This is a genomic window from Paracoccus sp. J56 (assembly GCF_019633685.1).
GTDB classification, from domain to species: Bacteria; Pseudomonadota; Alphaproteobacteria; order Rhodobacterales; family Rhodobacteraceae; genus Paracoccus; species Paracoccus kondratievae.
Genome location: NZ_JAFL01000020.1, coordinates 42,969 through 59,643, shown reverse-complemented (window position 1 = coordinate 59,643; position 16,675 = coordinate 42,969). Strand labels below are relative to the sequence as shown.

Annotated in this window: 16 protein-coding genes; 14 read left to right on the top strand and 2 right to left on the bottom strand. The window is 61.1% G+C overall.

What is annotated here, in order from left to right:
* A partial coding sequence (locus M511_RS14360; RefSeq protein ID WP_254901060.1) for a ComEC/Rec2 family competence protein occupies positions 1-1,951 on the bottom strand: 1,951 nt, incomplete at its 3' end.
* 121 nt (positions 1,952-2,072) lie between these two features.
* On the opposite strand from M511_RS14360, the gene gltX reads away from it, so the two are divergent.
* Genes gltX through M511_RS14340 form a run of 4 tightly spaced genes read left to right on the top strand, consistent with a single transcriptional unit; the run spans position 2,073 to position 5,997 of the window.
* Positions 2,073-3,479, top strand: coding sequence for a glutamate--tRNA ligase (gltX, locus tag M511_RS14355; RefSeq protein WP_085502548.1), 1,407 nt, complete (start codon positions 2,073-2,075; stop codon positions 3,477-3,479).
* Between the two features lie 54 nt (positions 3,480-3,533).
* The gene (gene gltA / locus M511_RS14350) at positions 3,534-4,826 is read left to right on the top strand and encodes a citrate synthase (protein ID WP_010395045.1); all 1,293 of its coding nucleotides are present in this window, start codon (positions 3,534-3,536) and stop codon (positions 4,824-4,826) included.
* On the top strand, positions 4,724-5,287 hold the full coding sequence (locus M511_RS14345; protein ID WP_227493339.1) for a DUF1284 domain-containing protein: 564 nt from the start codon (positions 4,724-4,726) through the stop codon (positions 5,285-5,287). The genes gltA and M511_RS14345 overlap by 103 nt, the downstream gene beginning before the upstream one ends.
* 56 nt (positions 5,288-5,343) lie before the next feature.
* Positions 5,344-5,997 carry an SDR family NAD(P)-dependent oxidoreductase gene (locus tag M511_RS14340; protein ID WP_085502549.1) on the top strand — a complete coding sequence of 218 codons (654 nt, stop codon included), beginning with the start codon at positions 5,344-5,346 and terminating at the stop codon, positions 5,995-5,997.
* Here M511_RS14340 and M511_RS14335 read toward each other — a convergent pair.
* Complete coding sequence (locus M511_RS14335) at positions 5,994-7,427, bottom strand: cobyric acid synthase (protein WP_085502547.1); 1,434 nt, start codon at positions 7,425-7,427, stop codon at positions 5,994-5,996. The genes M511_RS14340 and M511_RS14335 overlap by 4 nt on opposite strands.
* A 54-nt stretch (positions 7,428-7,481) precedes the next feature.
* Between M511_RS14335 and secG the strand changes: the two genes are divergently transcribed.
* The 10 genes from secG to M511_RS14285 all read left to right on the top strand — a co-directional run bounded on the left by secG (position 7,482) and on the right by M511_RS14285 (position 16,617).
* A complete protein-coding gene (gene secG / locus M511_RS14330; RefSeq protein WP_085502546.1) occupies positions 7,482-7,970 on the top strand; it encodes a preprotein translocase subunit SecG in 489 nt (162 codons plus the stop codon).
* A gap of 145 nt (positions 7,971-8,115) precedes the next feature.
* The gene (locus tag M511_RS14325; protein ID WP_010395039.1) at positions 8,116-9,759 is read left to right on the top strand and encodes a CTP synthase; all 1,644 of its coding nucleotides are present in this window, start codon (positions 8,116-8,118) and stop codon (positions 9,757-9,759) included.
* A gap of 47 nt (positions 9,760-9,806) precedes the next feature.
* A complete protein-coding gene (locus M511_RS14320) occupies positions 9,807-10,259 on the top strand; it encodes a hypothetical protein (RefSeq protein ID WP_085502545.1) in 453 nt (150 codons plus the stop codon).
* 62 nt (positions 10,260-10,321) lie between these two features.
* Positions 10,322-11,230 (top strand): polyphosphate kinase 2, encoded by a 909-nt coding sequence (gene ppk2 / locus M511_RS14315; protein ID WP_010395037.1) that lies wholly within the window; start codon positions 10,322-10,324, stop codon positions 11,228-11,230.
* A gap of 143 nt (positions 11,231-11,373) precedes the next feature.
* Entirely contained in the window at positions 11,374-11,835 is a 462-nt protein-coding gene (locus M511_RS14310) for a tellurite resistance TerB family protein (protein ID WP_085502544.1), read from the top strand.
* 124 nt (positions 11,836-11,959) lie between these two features.
* Positions 11,960-12,772: an ABC transporter ATP-binding protein gene (locus tag M511_RS14305; RefSeq protein ID WP_010395033.1), complete on the top strand. Its 813-nt coding sequence runs from the start codon at positions 11,960-11,962 to the stop codon at positions 12,770-12,772.
* A gap of 23 nt (positions 12,773-12,795) precedes the next feature.
* On the top strand, positions 12,796-13,524 hold the full coding sequence (locus M511_RS14300) for a transporter substrate-binding domain-containing protein (protein ID WP_010395031.1): 729 nt from the start codon (positions 12,796-12,798) through the stop codon (positions 13,522-13,524).
* Positions 13,525-13,579: 55 nt separating this feature from the next.
* Complete coding sequence (locus tag M511_RS14295; RefSeq protein ID WP_010395029.1) at positions 13,580-14,458, top strand: ABC transporter permease; 879 nt, start codon at positions 13,580-13,582, stop codon at positions 14,456-14,458.
* Positions 14,455-15,282 (top strand): ABC transporter permease, encoded by an 828-nt coding sequence (locus M511_RS14290; RefSeq protein WP_085502543.1) that lies wholly within the window; start codon positions 14,455-14,457, stop codon positions 15,280-15,282. Before M511_RS14295 ends, M511_RS14290 begins: the two co-directional genes overlap by 4 nt.
* Positions 15,283-16,617 (top strand): glutamine synthetase family protein, encoded by a 1,335-nt coding sequence (locus M511_RS14285; protein WP_029371792.1) that lies wholly within the window; start codon positions 15,283-15,285, stop codon positions 16,615-16,617.
* Positions 16,618-16,675: the final 58 nt, after the last annotated feature.

The following is a 16,675-nucleotide window of genomic DNA, read 5'->3' as shown; positions in this document are numbered from 1 at the left end:
CGGAAATGACGGAGCGACTGGCGGCATAGAAACCAACCCGATCCACCTTAGCCAAGCCGCCAAACTGTCTCACCAGGCGGGTCCACCTCTCTTGATCGGCAGGATCACCGTCAGCCTCCAGCCAATTGCGGACAGCGAAACTACCACCAGTTGGTTTTGAAGGCACACGTCCAGCAGGCGTCATAATTGCGACCGCATCGCCTTGAGCCGAAATAAGAATATCGGGGCGCCTGTCTGTCAGCCATAGAATGATCGCACTTACCATCAAGACTGCCCCGGCCAGGCGTCGGGAGAATAGCGCTGCGCGGTGGTATCCTCCCATAGGACCAAGTGTCACCAACACTGCACCTATGGCCATGACCGGCAGGACCGAGTTTGGTGCCGCCGGGATCAGCATCACTGCTCCACGCAAGTCAGCGATCCATTGAGCGATCATCAGCATCCAACTTGTACCGACACCCATCAACCACAGTGCTGGCTGCGCCAGTCCGATAGGTGCGAGCAGAGCCGCCATGACACCACCGGGCATGACCAGTACTCCAACGACCGGCACAACAAGCATATTTGCAAGCAATCCGTACTGGGTCATTCGGCCGAAATGGGCAGCAGCAATCGGTGCGGTGGCGAGACTTGCTACCAGCGATGAGACGACAAGCATCAGGATTGGCCTTGTCCACCAAGTCAGGTGTGGTGAAACTTTCAGCCACGGCTCATGTACAAGGATCAGTGCGACTGTGGCGGCAAAACTCATCTGAAAACCGGGGTCAGTCAGTGCCTCGGGTTTCACCACCAGAACTATAGTCGCTGCGACTGCGACGGTGCGCAAAGAAACCGCACGCCTGTCTGCAATGATCGCGAGCAGCATTACCGCGACCATGATGAAAGAGCGCTCGGTCGCAACACCGCCACCTGACAGCCAAAGATACACCCCGGCTGCGGTAAGCGCGCCGGCTGCGGCAAGCTTGTGCAGTGGGCCGGGCCGAAGCCCTGTTGCACCCTGTATTGCGGTGCCGACAAGCCGAAGACCGGCATAGACGAACCCCGCGAGCATACTCATATGCAGGCCTGAGATCGAGATGATGTGGTACAGGTTCGAATCGCGCATGATCTGATTGGTCTGCTCGGCGATTCCCGAGCGGTCGCCAGTCATCAACGCCGCTGCTACTGCTCCGGCCTGTCCGCCGATTTTCTGGCGCATGGATTCCGCGAGGTTCATCCGCAGCCGATGCATGCTGAGCAACCCGTCCCCAGCCGGAGGTGCTACGGTCAGCACCGGCGTGCGGGCGTAACCAACAGCCCCTAGCCGCTCGAACCAGGCGAGGCGGCGAAAGTCGAAAGCGCCAGGCTCAGTCGGGCCTGCGGGCGGGGCAAGATGCGCGGTCAGCATCACCTGCTGCCCGGGCACAGGCAACGTCTCGTAATCATGCAGGGAGACCCGCACCCGTTCCGGAGTCCGGGTTGGCGGCACCTTATGCAGCCTTACCCGGTCAAGCAGCAGCCGGATGCGGTCGCTGGAAGAGCGATCAATGCCGATTACCCGACCTTCTACCGGTCCATAATAACGAAACCCCAGCACCGGAGCCGCGACCATATGCGCCCTGCCCCCGGCCAGCCCGGCGCCTAGCGTGATAAGGCACAGCGCCAGCCCGACAAGCCGCAAACGGTCGGCCCATGGCCAGCCGATGCGCCCTGTTTCCGCCAATCTGGGCGCTGCAAGCGATAAAAGCAGGCTCATCCCCCCGATCAGCACCAGCGCTGCGTAGAACTTGCGGCCGGGCTCATCGCGCAGCAGAAACCAGCCGCCGATGCCAAGCGCCAGCCAAAAGGGTATCCAGGGTAGCAGCCCGGCACGCAACGTGACCGGAGGCCTTGGTACCGCGCTCTGCGATGCCAGCCGCTCCCTACGGACCACCGGCAGGCCAATCAGGGAGGTGTTTACCGATTCCGTCACCAAAACTTGTCCTTGTCGCATCACTTGCGTATCTGTGACGGCAAGATTGGCATGCCGACTCTTTCAGAAGAGTTAATCGACGCAGCCAATATCCCTGTTTTCTGGATCGACCGGACCTCGCATGATTGATTCCTCCCCTGTTGTGACCCGCTTTGCCCCCTCTCCGACCGGCTATCTGCATATCGGCGGCGCGCGAACGGCACTTTTCAACTGGCTTTATGCCCGTGGCCGGGGCGGGAAATTTCTGCTGCGGATCGAGGATACCGACCGTGCGCGGTCAACACCCGAGGCGACTGAGGCGATCTTGGAAGGTCTGCGCTGGCTGGGGCTGGACTGGGACGGTGAGCCGACCAGCCAGTTCGCCTGCCGTGAACGCCATGCTGAGGTCGCCCGCGCAATGCTGGAAAACGGGACGGCCTATAAATGTTTCTCGACTGTCGAAGAGATCGAGCAGTTCCGCGAAGCAGCCAAGGCCGAAGGGCGTTCGACGCTGTTTCTTTCGCCTTGGCGCGATGCGGATCCGGCGACCCATCCTGATGAGCCCTATGTCATTCGGCTAAAGGCGCCGCGCAGCGGAGAAACTGTGGTTCATGACGCTGTGCAAGGCGACGTGACCTTTGCCAATGAACAGCTGGATGACATGGTCTTGCTGCGCTCGGACGGGACGCCCACCTATATGCTGGCGGTGGTGGTCGATGACCATGACATGGGTGTCACCCATGTTATCCGCGGCGATGATCACCTGACAAATGCTGCGCGGCAGATTCAGATCTATCAGGGCATGGGCTGGCAGATCCCGGTGTTCGCCCATATTCCGCTGATCCATGGACCTGACGGCAAGAAATTGTCCAAGCGTCACGGAGCGGTCGGTCTGCATGAATATGCGGCTATGGGTTATCCAGCGGCGGCGATGCGCAATTACCTTGCCCGTCTTGGCTGGAGCCATGGCGACGACGAGCTTTTCGATGATGAGCAGGCCAAGGCATGGTTCGACCTCAACGGGATTGGCAAGGCTCCTGCCCGGCTGGACTTCAAGAAACTTGAGCATGTCAGCGGCTGGCATATCGCGCGGATGAGCGACGATGATATTTTGGCCGAAATTGCGACCTTCCTCGCAGCTACTGGGGCTGCGCCGTTGGAAGAGCGCCAGATTTCGCGTATCCGTCCGGCGCTTGAGGCATTGAAAGCCAAGGCAAAAACCCTGCCCGCGCTGCTTGATCAGGCCCATTTCGCCCTGATCGATCGTCCGGTCGAGATCGAAGAAAAGGCCGCATCGGCGCTGGATTCTGTATCCCGTGGTATACTGAGTGAATTGACTGCCGCAGTGCAGAATGCTAGCTGGAGCCGTGACGAACTCGAAGCGGCAGCCAAGCAAATCGGCGAGTCGCACGGGCTGGGATTGGGCAAGATCGCGGCACCGCTTCGTGCGGCGCTCGCTGGCCGCAGTTCAACCCCCAGCGTGTTCGATATGATGTTAGCACTTGGCCGCGAAGAGACGCTGGCCCGGCTGCAGGATCAGGCGGGCTAAGGCCCGCTCCCATCACCCGGCCCGTGGGCTGGCGACAGGTGAAAGGAACTGGGAATGGCTGAAGGAAAAACCGCGAAACTGCAACTGGGAGGCAAGGATTTCGATCTCGCAGTCCTTTCCCCGACCGCCGGGCCGGACGTCATCGACATTCGCAAACTCTATGGCGAAGCGGGCGTCTTTACCTATGACCCCGGGTTCACCTCGACTGCGTCTTGTGATTCGACCATCACCTATATCGACGGCGACAAGGGTGAGCTTTGGTATCGCGGCTATCCGATCGAGCAGCTGGCCGAGCATTCGCATTACCTGGAAGTCTGCTACCTGCTGCTTTACGGCGAACTGCCGAACCGCGACCAGCTCGTTGACTTTGAAACCCGGGTGACCCGCCACACCATGGTGCATGAACAGATGCACTATTTCTTCCGCGGTTTCCGCCGCGACAGCCACCCGATGGCGACCATGGTGGGCGTGGTTGGGGCCATGTCGGCCTTCTATCACGACTCGATCGACATCAATGACCCGGTCCAGCGCGAGATCGCCTCGATCCGGCTGATTGCCAAGGTTCCGACCATCGCTGCGATGGCCTATAAATATTCGCTGGGCCAGCCCTTCGTCTATCCGCGCAATGAGCTGGATTACGCCAGCAACTTCCTGCACATGTGCTTCTCGGTCCCGGCCGAGCCCTATCAGGTTGACCCGGCGCTGGCGCGCGCTATGGACCGCATCTTTACCCTGCATGCGGATCACGAACAGAACGCCTCGACCTCGACCGTGCGTCTGGCTGGCTCTTCGGGCGCGAACCCCTTTGCCTGTATCGCCGCAGGCATCGCTTGCCTCTGGGGGCCGGCACATGGCGGCGCCAACCAGGCCTGCCTTGAGATGCTGCGCCAGATCGGCACTGTCGACCGGATCCCCGAATTCCTCGCTCGCGCCAAGGATAAGAACGATCCGTTCCGCCTGATGGGCTTTGGTCACCGGGTCTATAAGAACTTTGACCCGCGGGCCAAGGTAATGAAGGAATCGGCTGACGAGGTTCTGGACCTGCTTGGTATCCACAACAACCCGACCCTCCAGGTTGCCAAAGAGCTTGAGCGGATCGCGCTTGAGGACGAATATTTCGTCGCCAAGAAGCTTTATCCGAACGTCGATTTCTACTCGGGCATCATCCTCGAAGCTATTGGTTTCCCGACTTCGATGTTCACCCCGATCTTTGCGCTGTCGCGGACTGTCGGCTGGATCTCGCAGTGGAAAGAGATGATTGCCGATCCGCAGAACAAGATCGGCCGTCCGCGCCAGCTTTACGTCGGTGCTCCGCGCCGCGACTACAAGCCGCTGGACGCCCGCTGAGCGGCAAAACGCAGAAAGATACGAAACGGCCCCGGAGCACATCCGGGGCCGTTCTGCTGCGTCCCCATCACGTACTTTGTGCGATCGGCTGGCAGGGCAGCGGCTATTCGCCCGAGTTCACCGCCAATATGGACAGCATTGTGCGCGACCGGCTGCGCGCTGATCCGCAGACGCCTGTATTGATCACCGGAATGGCAGATTCGATCTGCGCGCCCTGCCCTTCGCGGCGTGGCATGGGCTGCCTTGGCGATGAGCGCATTCGCAGGCTCGACCGCCGCCATGCAGCGGCGCTTGGTATCCGGCCCGGCCAGCGCATGACCTGGGCCGAGGCACAGGGTCGCGCGGTCGACAGTCTGCAACCCCGGGATCTTGCAAGAATCTGTTCGGGTTGCCAATGGCTTGATCTGGGTATCTGCCAGTCGGCACTGGCGCGATTGCAGCAGGAAGCGCGGCCAGAATGACGCAGCCAGAATGCCGGGGCTTGCACCCGCCCGCAGCCAGTGCCAAATCGGCAGCCATGACCGAGCATGACAAAATCGCGCTGATCACCGGCGCCTCGCGCGGCCTTGGTGCCGCTTTGGCCGAAGCCCTTGCCGCTCGCGGCTGGCATATCCTGGCTGTTGCCCGCACGACTGGTGCGCTGGAAGAACTGGACGACCGTATCCGCAAGGCTGGCGGTTCGGCCACGCTGGCTCCCATGGATATTGGTCAGCCCGAGGCCATGGTACAGATGGCCAAGGCAGTGACAGAGCGTTGGGGCGGACTAAATCTCTGGGCACATACTGCGATCCACGCCGCGCCGCTGTCCCCGGCGGGCCATATCGACGGCAAGGATTTTCAGAAATCCGTGGATCTGAACCTTGTCACGACACGCGGGCTGATCGGTTTGATCGAGCCGCTTTTGCGCGCGCGTAAGGGCACGGCGCTGTTCTTTGACGACAAATACGCCGGGCAGAAATTCTTTGGCAGCTATGGTGCGACCAAGGCCGCGCAGATCGCGCTGGCTCGCAGCTGGCAGCTTGAGAATCAGACGCTTGGTCCTCGTGTCGTCATTGCCGAACCAGCACCGATGCCGACCGCCGTTCGCGCTCGCTTCTTCCCCGGAGAAGATCGCGCCCGCCTTACCCCCTGCAAGGCTGAGGCCGAGCGTATTCTGACCGGCCTCCTCTAACGCGCAAACGATAGCAGACGGTCGATATCCAGATGCGCCTCAAGGTGCTCGGCCAGCCGGTCGAGCACGTCATCGACTCCGGCACCGTAATTCAGGGCCGAGACTGCGTCAAATTGCGCCAGCCATGCCGCACGAAAGGCGTCGCCGGTAAAAAGCCCGTGCAGATAGGTACCCGCGACCCTGCCGCACGGGCTGCCTGCCCCATCCGGGCCGGGAATATGGGCAAAGGGGCGGGCGCAATCCGGTCCCTCGGTTCGGCCCATGTGGATTTCATACCCTTCAACAGGCGCGCCTAGTGCGGTCCCCCGGCTACGGGTCAGGCGCTTTTCCGGGGCCATACGCGTCTCGACGTCCAGATGTCCCAGCCCCTGGGTGCTGCCGGGGCTGCCGTCATAGCCATCAGGGTCGTGGATCCGGCGGCCAAGCATCTGATAGCCGCCGCATATCCCCAGCACCCGCCCCCCACGCCGCAGATGCGCGGCAAGGTCGATATCCCAGCCTTGCTGGCGCAGGAAATCCAGGTCGCCGCGCGTCGATTTCGTCCCAGGCAGGATCACCACATCAGCGTCGCCCGGCAAGGCCTGACCGGGCGGGACCATGGTCAACCGCACCCCCGGCTCGGCCGTGAGCGGGTCGAGATCGTCGAAATTGGCGATACGCGACAGCATCGGACAGGCGATATGCAGCCCCCCTGCCCCCGAGGCGCGACGCAGATCCACTGCGTCCTCGGCGGGCAGGCGCGCGGCATCGGCAAACCAGGGGACAAGCCCAAGATCGGGCCAACCCGTGCGCTCAGTGATAAAGTGGCGGCCTTCGTCAAACAGCGACGGATCCCCGCGAAAACGGTTAATGATAAAGCCGCGGATCATCGCCGCATCCTCAGGATCAATCACCGCCTGAGTACCGATGATCTGGGCAATGACGCCGCCGCGGTCGATGTCTCCGGCCAGAACCACAGGCACGCCGGCAGCACGGGCAAAGCCCATATTGGCGATATCCCGGGCACGCAGGTTGACCTCGGCCGGACTGCCGGCGCCTTCGACCAGCACCAGATCATGGGCGCTGCGCATGCGGGAAAAGCTGTCCAGAACCGCATTCATCAGTTGCTGTTTCAGGGCGCCGTAATCGGCGGCGGCGGCGCGGGTCATGGCGTGACCCTGCACCACCACCTGCGCAGCGCGGTCAGTCTCGGGTTTCAGCAGGACCGGGTTCATGTGGACCGAAGGGGCAAGCCCGGCTGCCCGCGCCTGTAAGGCCTGTGCGCGGCCGATTTCTCCGCCATCAGGGGTGACGGCAGCGTTGTTCGACATGTTCTGGGGCTTGAAGGGTACAACACTGATCCCGCGCCGCAAAGCCGCGCGGCACAGCCCCGCCACCAGCAGCGATTTTCCCACATTCGACCCGGTTCCCTGGATCATCAGCGCGCCCATGGTTCCCCCCGCTTGCCAACCCGTGCCCAGGTGACTAGATAGGCGCGTCGCTGAATGAAAGGCCCCGTGGTGGAAAACGTCGTCCTTACCGTGCATCTGATCCTTGCCGTCCTGCTGATCGGAGTGGTGCTGTTGCAACGGTCCGAGGGCGGCGGCCTTGGCATTGGCGGGGGTGGCGGCGGTGTGATGACCGGTCGTCAGGCCGCCAACGCGCTGTCGCGACTGACCTGGATTTTTGCTATCGGCTTTATCATCACCTCGATGACCCTGACCCTGATCGCTGCAAAAAATGCGTCGAGCGGCTCGATCGTGGATCAGCTGGATCTTGGCGGGGCCGAAACTGCGCCGGCAGGCGAACTGCCCGGAATCGGCGGCTATACGCCGCCCCCGGGTGCGGGCCAGCCCGTTGTTCCGGGCGCTGGCCAACCGGTGACGCCGCCCGCGCCGGCAGCCCAGACCCCTGCCCCGCAGGCGCCTGCTGAGGCTGGCGAAGCGGCTCCGGCGGCGCAGGAACCGGCTGCCCAGAATACAGGCAATAACTGATACCATAACTTGGGGCCGCCTCGGCTGCCCCTTACCATAACTTGCGGTCCGTTGCGGCCACGGGATAAATCAGATATGACTTTAGTCCCGTGATACCCGCTAGATTCGGGCCGCAATCTGCTATTGATAATTCACGGGGGCCTCGATGGCGCGATACATCTTCATCACCGGCGGTGTGGTTTCTTCGCTCGGCAAGGGGCTGGCATCGGCGGCGCTGGGGGCGCTTTTGCAGGCGCGGGGCTACACTGTGCGTCTGCGCAAGCTTGACCCCTATCTGAACGTCGATCCCGGCACCATGAGCCCCTTTGAACATGGTGAGGTTTTTGTCACCGATGACGGGGCGGAAACCGATCTCGACCTTGGGCATTATGAGCGATTTACCGGCGTGTCGGCGCGTAAGACCGACTCGGTCTCGGCCGGCAGGATCTATTCCAACGTTCTGGAGAAAGAGCGGCGTGGCGCCTATCTGGGTAAAACCATTCAGGTCATTCCCCACGTCACGAATGAAATAAAAGACTTTCTTGCGATTGGCGAGGAAGAGGTCGATTTCATGCTCTGCGAGATCGGCGGCACGGTCGGCGATATCGAAGGCTTGCCCTTCTTTGAGGCGATCCGGCAGTTTTCGCAGGAACGTCCGCGCGGGCAGTCGATCTTTATGCATCTGACGCTGATGCCCTATCTGGCCGCCAGTGGTGAGCTGAAAACCAAACCGACCCAGCATTCGGTGAAAGAGCTACGCTCGATCGGGATTGCCCCGGATGTCCTGGTCTGCCGCAGTGAGCAGCCCATCCCGGAAAAGGAACGCGCCAAGATCGCACTGTTCTGCAATGTACGGCCTGACGCCGTGATCCCGGCCTATGACCTGAAGTCGATCTATGAGGCCCCGCTGGCCTACCATCGTGCCGGTCTCGATCAGGCGGTGCTTGACGCCTTTCAGATCAGCCCTGCCCCTCGCCCCGATCTGACACGTTGGGAGGATGTGATGGATCGGCTGGAAAATGCCGAGGGCGAGGTTCGGGTCGCCGTGGTCGGCAAATACACCCAGCTTGAGGACGCGTATAAATCCATCGCCGAGGCGTTGACCCATGGCGGAATGGCCAATCGTGTCCGCGTCCGCGCTGATTGGGTGGACAGCGAAAAGCTTGAAGGCGAAGGCGCCCATCTTCTGGACGGCTACAACGGAATCATCGTTCCCGGCGGTTTTGGCGAGCGCGGCACCGAGGGCATGATTGCCGCAGCGAAATATGCCCGTGAAAAGAAAGTGCCCTATCTGGGCATCTGTCTTGGTATGCAGATGGCCGTGATCGAGGCGGCGCGCAACCTTGCCGACATGCCCGACGCGGGTTCCGAGGAATTTGACCATGAGGCCGGCGAGACGCGTTTTACCCCGGTGGTCTATCACCTCAAGGAATGGGTGCAGGGCAATTACACCGTCCAGCGCAAGCTGACCGACGACAAAGGCGGCACCATGCGGCTTGGCGCCTATACGGCGGTGCTGTCGCCCGGCTCGAAGATTTCCAAGGTTTATGGCGGTGCGCTGGAGATCGAGGACCGCCACCGTCACCGCTATGAGGTCGATGCCAAATATCGTGAAAAGCTTGAGCAAGCCGGTCTCAGCTTTTCCGGCATGTCCCCCGACGGGCGGCTGCCCGAGGTGGTCGAATATGCCGACCATCCGTGGTTCATCGGCGTCCAGTCGCACCCCGAGCTGAAGTCGAAACCTTTCGAGCCTGCGCCGCTTTTCGCGGGCTTCGTTCGCGCCGCGATGGAGAACGAGCGGCTGGTCTGATCCACCGCCTGTCGCCATAATGTCGGGATCACAGGAATGGTCCCGACATGCGCGCACTTTTGACTCTGATCGCACTTTCTGCCACACCCGCCTTTGCGGATGCACCGTTGTTTCTGATTGATCAGACCAGCCTGCCCTTTGATCTGGGACCCGGCGCGCCTCAGAACTCTCCGGCAAAAACCTCAAATTCGCCCAATGCGGCGGCGAATTCGGCGGCCAGTTCGGCCAACAGCTCATCCAGCTATGCCAATTCTCCGCAGAACCCGGCCAATGAAAAGCGGGTAATCTTTACCGGTGACGGTTCGGTCGTTGGGTATTACGCTCCGAACGGTGCGGGAACGCTGAATCTATTCACTGTCACCGGCAAGCGCGTCGCCTACCGCCCCAAAGGCAGCAAAAGCCTTTTTTCCAATGACGGTCGCTGGTGTGGCACAGTTGCCGGATCCAGCGGCGGCGGCATCGCATTTGGCATCATCCGGGCCTGCACCGGGCTGTTCTAGGAACCGACACGGGATTGTCACATTGTCCAGCTAGACCGCCGCAGAGCAGCAGGAGATCACCGATGCGGGACGCAACGCCCAAAGACTGGCTCGAGGCCGAACTTCAGGACACTCTGGATGAGGATATCGAGATCGAGCTTGAGGATGCGACCCTGTCGCAAGAGTTGTCCCGGATCTATCGCGCCGCCCATCCCGATGCGATGCCGCGCGCGGATTATTTCCGCGAGTTGCTGCGTTTGCAGGCTGAACTGATCCGGTTGCAGGACTGGGTATCATACAACAAGGAAAAGGTCGTGGTCATTTTCGAAGGCCGCGACAGCGCAGGTAAGGGCGGGGCAATCAAGCGCATCACCCAGCGGCTTAACCCACGTGTGGCGCGTGTGGTCGCCCTGCCCGCGCCTTCGGACCGTGAAAAGACCCAATGGTATTTCCAGCGCTACGTTCCCCACCTGCCAGCGGGCGGCGAGATCGTGCTTTTTGACCGCAGCTGGTACAACCGCGCCGGGGTCGAGCGGGTGATGGGCTTTGCGACCGAAGATCAGGTCGAACAGTTCTTTCGCGACGTCCCGGAGTTTGAGCGGATGTTGGTTCGCTCGGGCATCCGGCTGGTGAAATACTGGTTTTCGATCACGGATGAGGAACAGCAGATGCGCTTTTTGATGCGCATTCATGACCCGCTGAAACAGTGGAAACTGTCGCCCATGGACCTGCAGGCACGCGTCAGGTGGGAGGACTACACCAAGGCCAAGGAAGATATGTTCGAGCGCACGAACATCCCCGAAGCGCCCTGGTACATTGTCCCCGGCAATGACAAAAAGCGGGCGCGGCTGAACTGTATGGCTCATCTGCTCAGCATGATTCCCTATGGCGACGTCCCGCATGAAGAGATCTCCCTGCCTGATCGGGTCTTTAATCCCGATTACGAGCGCGAGGTGCTGCCGCCGGAACTCTATGTGCCGCAACGTTACTAGCTGAGGTCAGGGGGCGCAGGGCGCAGCCTGACGGCTGACTGCTTACGCGTTTTCCGGGGCCAGATCCTCTCAGGGCGAAAAATCTGCCTGACAAATTTCGCGCTGCATATTGTTGCGGCGTGAAAATGTCATAATATCCGCCCATGTTTCGCAATCTTCTGACCCGGCTTTTCGCCGACAGTACCGACCAAACGCGCCTGAACGGGCAGGATGCCGAAGTCGCGGTCGCCTCGCTTTTGGTGCGGCTGGCACGCGCCGACGATCATTATGGTGTTGTCGAGCAGCAGCGCATCGACCAGGTGCTGGCGCGCCGCTGTGGCCTGACCCGGATCGAGGCCGCCGAAAAGCGCGCCGCAGCCGAGATGATCGAGGCCGAAGCCCCTGATACGGTACGCTTTACCCGTACGATCAAGGAACGTGTCGAGTTGCAAGACCGGCAAAAGATCATCGCCGCACTGTGGGAGGTTGCCTATGTCGACGGCCAGCGCGACCCCGAAGAAGAGGCGTTGGTGCGGCTGGTCGCCGGGCTGTTGGGCGTGAACGACCGCGACTCTGCTCTGGCCAGGAATCAGGCTCTGGACGATCTGGGTCAGGTGGATTCGTGAAAAACCACTGCTCCTGCCCCCGCACTCAAGCCTGCGACCTGACCGGAAAGCCAGCGAGGAAAGCGTTGCAATCGAGTGGCAAATATCGCCTCATATCTGCATGAGCCAAACAGAACCGATCAGTATGACAGCCGCTACGCCCCCGGCCGCGGGGCTCTCTCGCAGCTCTGACGCGCCGGTGATCCAGATCCGGGACCTGCACAAGTCTTACGGCCCACTGCAGGTTATCCGCGGCGTCAGCCTTGCCGCACCGCGCGGCCATGTCGTCAGCCTGATCGGCTCGTCCGGGTCGGGCAAATCGACGCTTCTGCGCTGCTGCAACTTGCTTGAAGACAGCCAGCAAGGCGAGATCCTGTTTGAGGGCGAGGCCGTGCGTTGGCGCGGTACCGGTCTTGCGCGTGCCCCTGCCGACCGGGCACAGGTGACGCGGCTGCGCACCAATCTGTCGATGGTGTTTCAGCAATTCAACCTCTGGTCCCACATGACGATCCTGCAAAACGTCACGGAGGCACCGGTGCATGTGCTTAAACGCGATCCCCGCCAGGTCGAGGCCCGCGCGCGTGAGCTGTTGGCCAAGGTTGGTATCGGCGACAAGGCTGACGCCTGGCCCGCGCAGCTTTCGGGCGGACAGCAGCAGCGCGCGGCCATAGCGCGTGCCCTGTGCATGGAGCCCAAGGCGTTGCTATTGGATGAGCCGACCAGCGCACTGGACCCCGAGTTGCAGCAAGAGGTGGTGCGCGTCATCAAGGACCTTGCCGCCGAACATCGCACCATGCTGCTTGTCACCCATGACATGCGTCTGGCGGCAGATGTCAGCGATCACGTCGTCTTTCTCCATCAAGGCCGGATCGAGGAAGAAGGCCCCCCTGACCAGTTGTTCGGCGCACCCCGCTCCGAACGACTGCGGCAGTTCCTGAGTGCAACAATGGCCGAATGAAAACACCAACAGGAGAGTGAAGGATGAAGAACTTGATGCTTGCTGCCGCAGCCCTTGCGCTGACCGCGGGCATGGGTCTGGCACAGACGGTGCGCATTGCGACCGAGGGCGCCTATCCTCCCTACAACCTCGTCAACGATCAGGGCGAGGTCGACGGTTTCGAGGTCGAGCTGGGCAATGAGCTGTGCAAACGCGCCCAGCTGGAATGCACCTGGGTCAAGAATGACTGGGATTCGATCATTCCCAACCTGAACAGCTCGAACTATGACGCGATCATGGCCGGGATGAGCATCACCGAAGAGCGCCGCCAGTCCGTCGCCTTTTCGCAGAACTACATCCCGCCGACTGCATCGGCCTATGCCGCGCCTGCGGCTGATGTGGATGTGACGCAAGGCGTCGTCGCGGCCCAGACCAGCACCATTCAGGCACAATACGTCGCTGAATCGGGGGCCGAGCTTCTGGAATTCGCAACCCCTGACGAAGCTGTGGGTGCGGTCCGCAATGGTGAGGCCGAGGCCGTCTTTGCCGACAAGGACTTCCTCGTCCCGGTGGTCGAGGAATCGGGCGGGGCAATCGTCTGGGTCACCGGCAAGGACGATATCCCGCTGGGCGAAGGTATCGGCATGGCGCTGCGCAAATCCGACACCGAGCTGCGCGAGAAATTCGACGCCGCCATTTCCTCGATGAAAGAGGACGGATCGCTCAATGAAATGATCAAGAAGTGGTTTGGCGACGAGGCCGTGCTGTTCTGATCTGAAACAAGCCCCTGCCCGAACCTTTGTCCGGGCAGGGCATTCCGGGTGATCCATGTTCGCGTCCTGCGCCGATCCCAAATCGCTGGAAGGACTTGCCTGGCTGATGTGCTATCTGGCCTCGGGCAAGCACCTGCTTTTCTATCTCTCCTTCGGCACGGTCCTGCTGTTGCTGGCGATTACTGCACCTGTGGCGCTGCTGTTCGGCTTTGGCGGAGCCATGGCCTCGCGGTCGCGCATCGCGCCGATCCGCTGGTTTGGGCGGATCTATACGTCGATGGTGCGTGGTGTGCCCGACATCATCTTCTTTCTTTTCGTGCCGATCGCACTGGATCAGGCCTTTGAATGGCTGCGCTCGCGCATTTATTGCGACCCGACGGTTCCGGTCAGGCACGGCAATGAATTCATCGTTTGCTCGGCGGCCAAGCTGCCGCTTTCGACTTCGCCGGAATGGGTGCATCAGGCCTATGGCATCTTTCTTGCCGTGATTGCCTTTGCCGTGGTTTTTGGCGCTTTTGCCGCCAATGTGCTTTACGGGGCGATGAATGCCGTGCCTCGCGCCCAGCTTGAGACGGCCGAGGCTTACGGCATGAGCCCCGGACAGGTGAACCGGCGCATTCTGATCCCGCAGATGTGGACCTATGCCCTGCCCGGCCTTGCCAATCTGTGGATGATCCTGATCAAGGCCACGCCGCTTCTTTTCGTGCTGGGGGTTGAAGATATCGTCTATTGGGCGCGTGAGCTGGGCGCGGCCAAGACCCGGGTCTATGCCTATCCGCACCCGGATTGGCGGCTTTATTACTTCCTCGGCATCCTGGTCTTTTATCTGCTGATGACCTGGGGATCCGAGCGGATCTTTGACCGCATCCGCGCCCGGCTGTCGCGAGGTCAGGCCACCGCCGCCGGAGAGGCGATGCGAAAGGCCGCCACATGAACGAATGTCTGCAAACCATTCAGAACTACGGGCTGCGTGCCATCGGCATCGGTGAGCGGCTGCTGCCGCGGGGCGAGTTCACCCTTTGCGAACAATTCACCCTGATCGGCTCGGGGCTGATCTGGAACGTCTATTTTGCGGCGCTGGCGCTGTTTATCGGATTCTTCCTCGCCAACCTTCTGGCCGTGGCGCGGACCAGCCACAGCCGATTGATCAGAAAACCGGCCGAGTGGTTCATCTTTATCTTTCGCGGCAGCCCGCTCTTTATCCAGTTCTTTCTGGCCTATGAAATGCTCGTCAAACTGCCGCGTGCCGGTATTGACGTGTTTGGCATCACGGTCGAGACTTCGTGGATGACGCGGGCATGGGCCGGTGCGCTGCTGGTTCTGGTGCTGAACACCGCCGCCTATTCGGCCGAGATCTTTTACGGCGCGCTGCGCAACCTGCCCAAGGGCGAGCTTGAGGCAGCTGATGCCTATGGCATGACCGGCTGGACCCGTTATCGCCGGGTGGTCTGGCCGACCGCCATGCGGCTTGCCTGGCCTGCCTATACCAACGAGGCGATCTTTCTGTTCCATGCCACGACGCTGGTGTTCTTTTCGGGCTTTCCAGCCTATCAGCAACGTGGCGATGCGCTGTATTATGCCAGCTACTTTGCTGACAAAACCTTCAACCCCTTCATCGCTTACCCGATCGTGGCGGTTTATTTCGTTTTGCTGACCGTATGCCTGATCGGGCTGTTTGGCATCGTGAACCGCAGACTGAACCGCCATCTGCCCGGGGCGACGAAAAAGATCCGCTACAGGCCCAATCTTATCAGGTGAATCATGGAATGGTTGCGTGAGCATCCCGACGTCAGGACTATCCGAGTGGCTGCGGCCGACCTCAACGGCGTTGCCCGCGGCAAGCGCATCCCGGCGCGTTTTGCCGACAAGATCCTGACCGAAGGCACGAAATTCCCCTTTTCTGTCCTGAACATGGACATCTGGGGCGAGGATATCGAGGACAGCCCGCTGGTCTTTCAGGCCGGTGACCCCGACGGGCTGCTGTTGCCGACCGAGCGTGGCTTCATGCCCATGCCGTGGCTTGAGGCGCCGACCGGCCTTTTGCCGATCTGGATGTTCCATCTTGACGGCCGCCCCTATGAGGGTGATCCCCGTCAGGCGCTGGCTCGGGTCGTTGATCGCTACAAGGCCGCCGGGCTGACGCCGGTGGTGGCGACCGAGCTTGAGTTCTTTCTGATCGACGATTCCGGTGGGCAACTGCGGGTACCGCCCAGTCCGCGCTCTGGCAAGCGTCGCACCGGGGCCGAGACGCTGTCTCTGCGTGCGCTTGACGCTTTCGATCGCTTTTTTACCGCGCTTTACGAAGCTTGTGAGGCGATGGACATCCCCGCCGACACGGCTATTTCCGAGGCCGCGCCGGGGCAATTTGAAATCAACCTGATGCATCAGGCCGATCCGCTGAAGGCAGCCGATGACGCTTGGCTATTCAAGCTGTTGGTCAAGGGGCTGGCGCGACGCTACGGCTTTGCCGGCTCATTCATGGCCAAACCCTATGAGGAATGGAACGGCTCGGGGATGCATATGCATTTCTCGGTACTGGATGCGCAGGGCCGCAACGTCTTTGACAACGGCGGTGAAGAAGGATCCGAGGTGCTGCGCCATGCAGTTGCGGGCTGTCTTGCGGCAATGCCCGGCTCGACTCTGGTCTTTGCCCCGCATGAAAACAGCTATGACCGGCTGGTGCCGAATGCCCATGCGCCGACCGGGATCGGCTGGGCCTATGAAAACCGGACCTCGGCCATTCGTATCCCCTCTTCCGGCCCCAAGGCGCGGCGGATCGAGCATCGCGTGGCCGGGGGCGATGTGAACCCCTACCTGACTGTCGCAGCGGTTCTGGGCGCTGCGCTGAACGGGATCGAAGACAAGGTTGAGCCGCCGCCGCCGATCAAGGGCAATGCCTATGAACAGGGGCTTGAGCAACTGCCGGGCACTTGGGGTTCGGCCATTGATGCCTTTGCCGCCTCATCCGAGATCCGGCGTATCTTTCCTGCCCATCTGATCGAAAATCTTGTCATGACCAAGCGGCAAGAACTGCACTACATGGCCGAGCTGTCGGATGACGAGACGGTTGAACTTTACCTCGATACCGTCTGAAGCACCTGCTCCATGAATGATAAAAGCCGAAGGCTGCAGGCCTTCGGCTTTTATCATT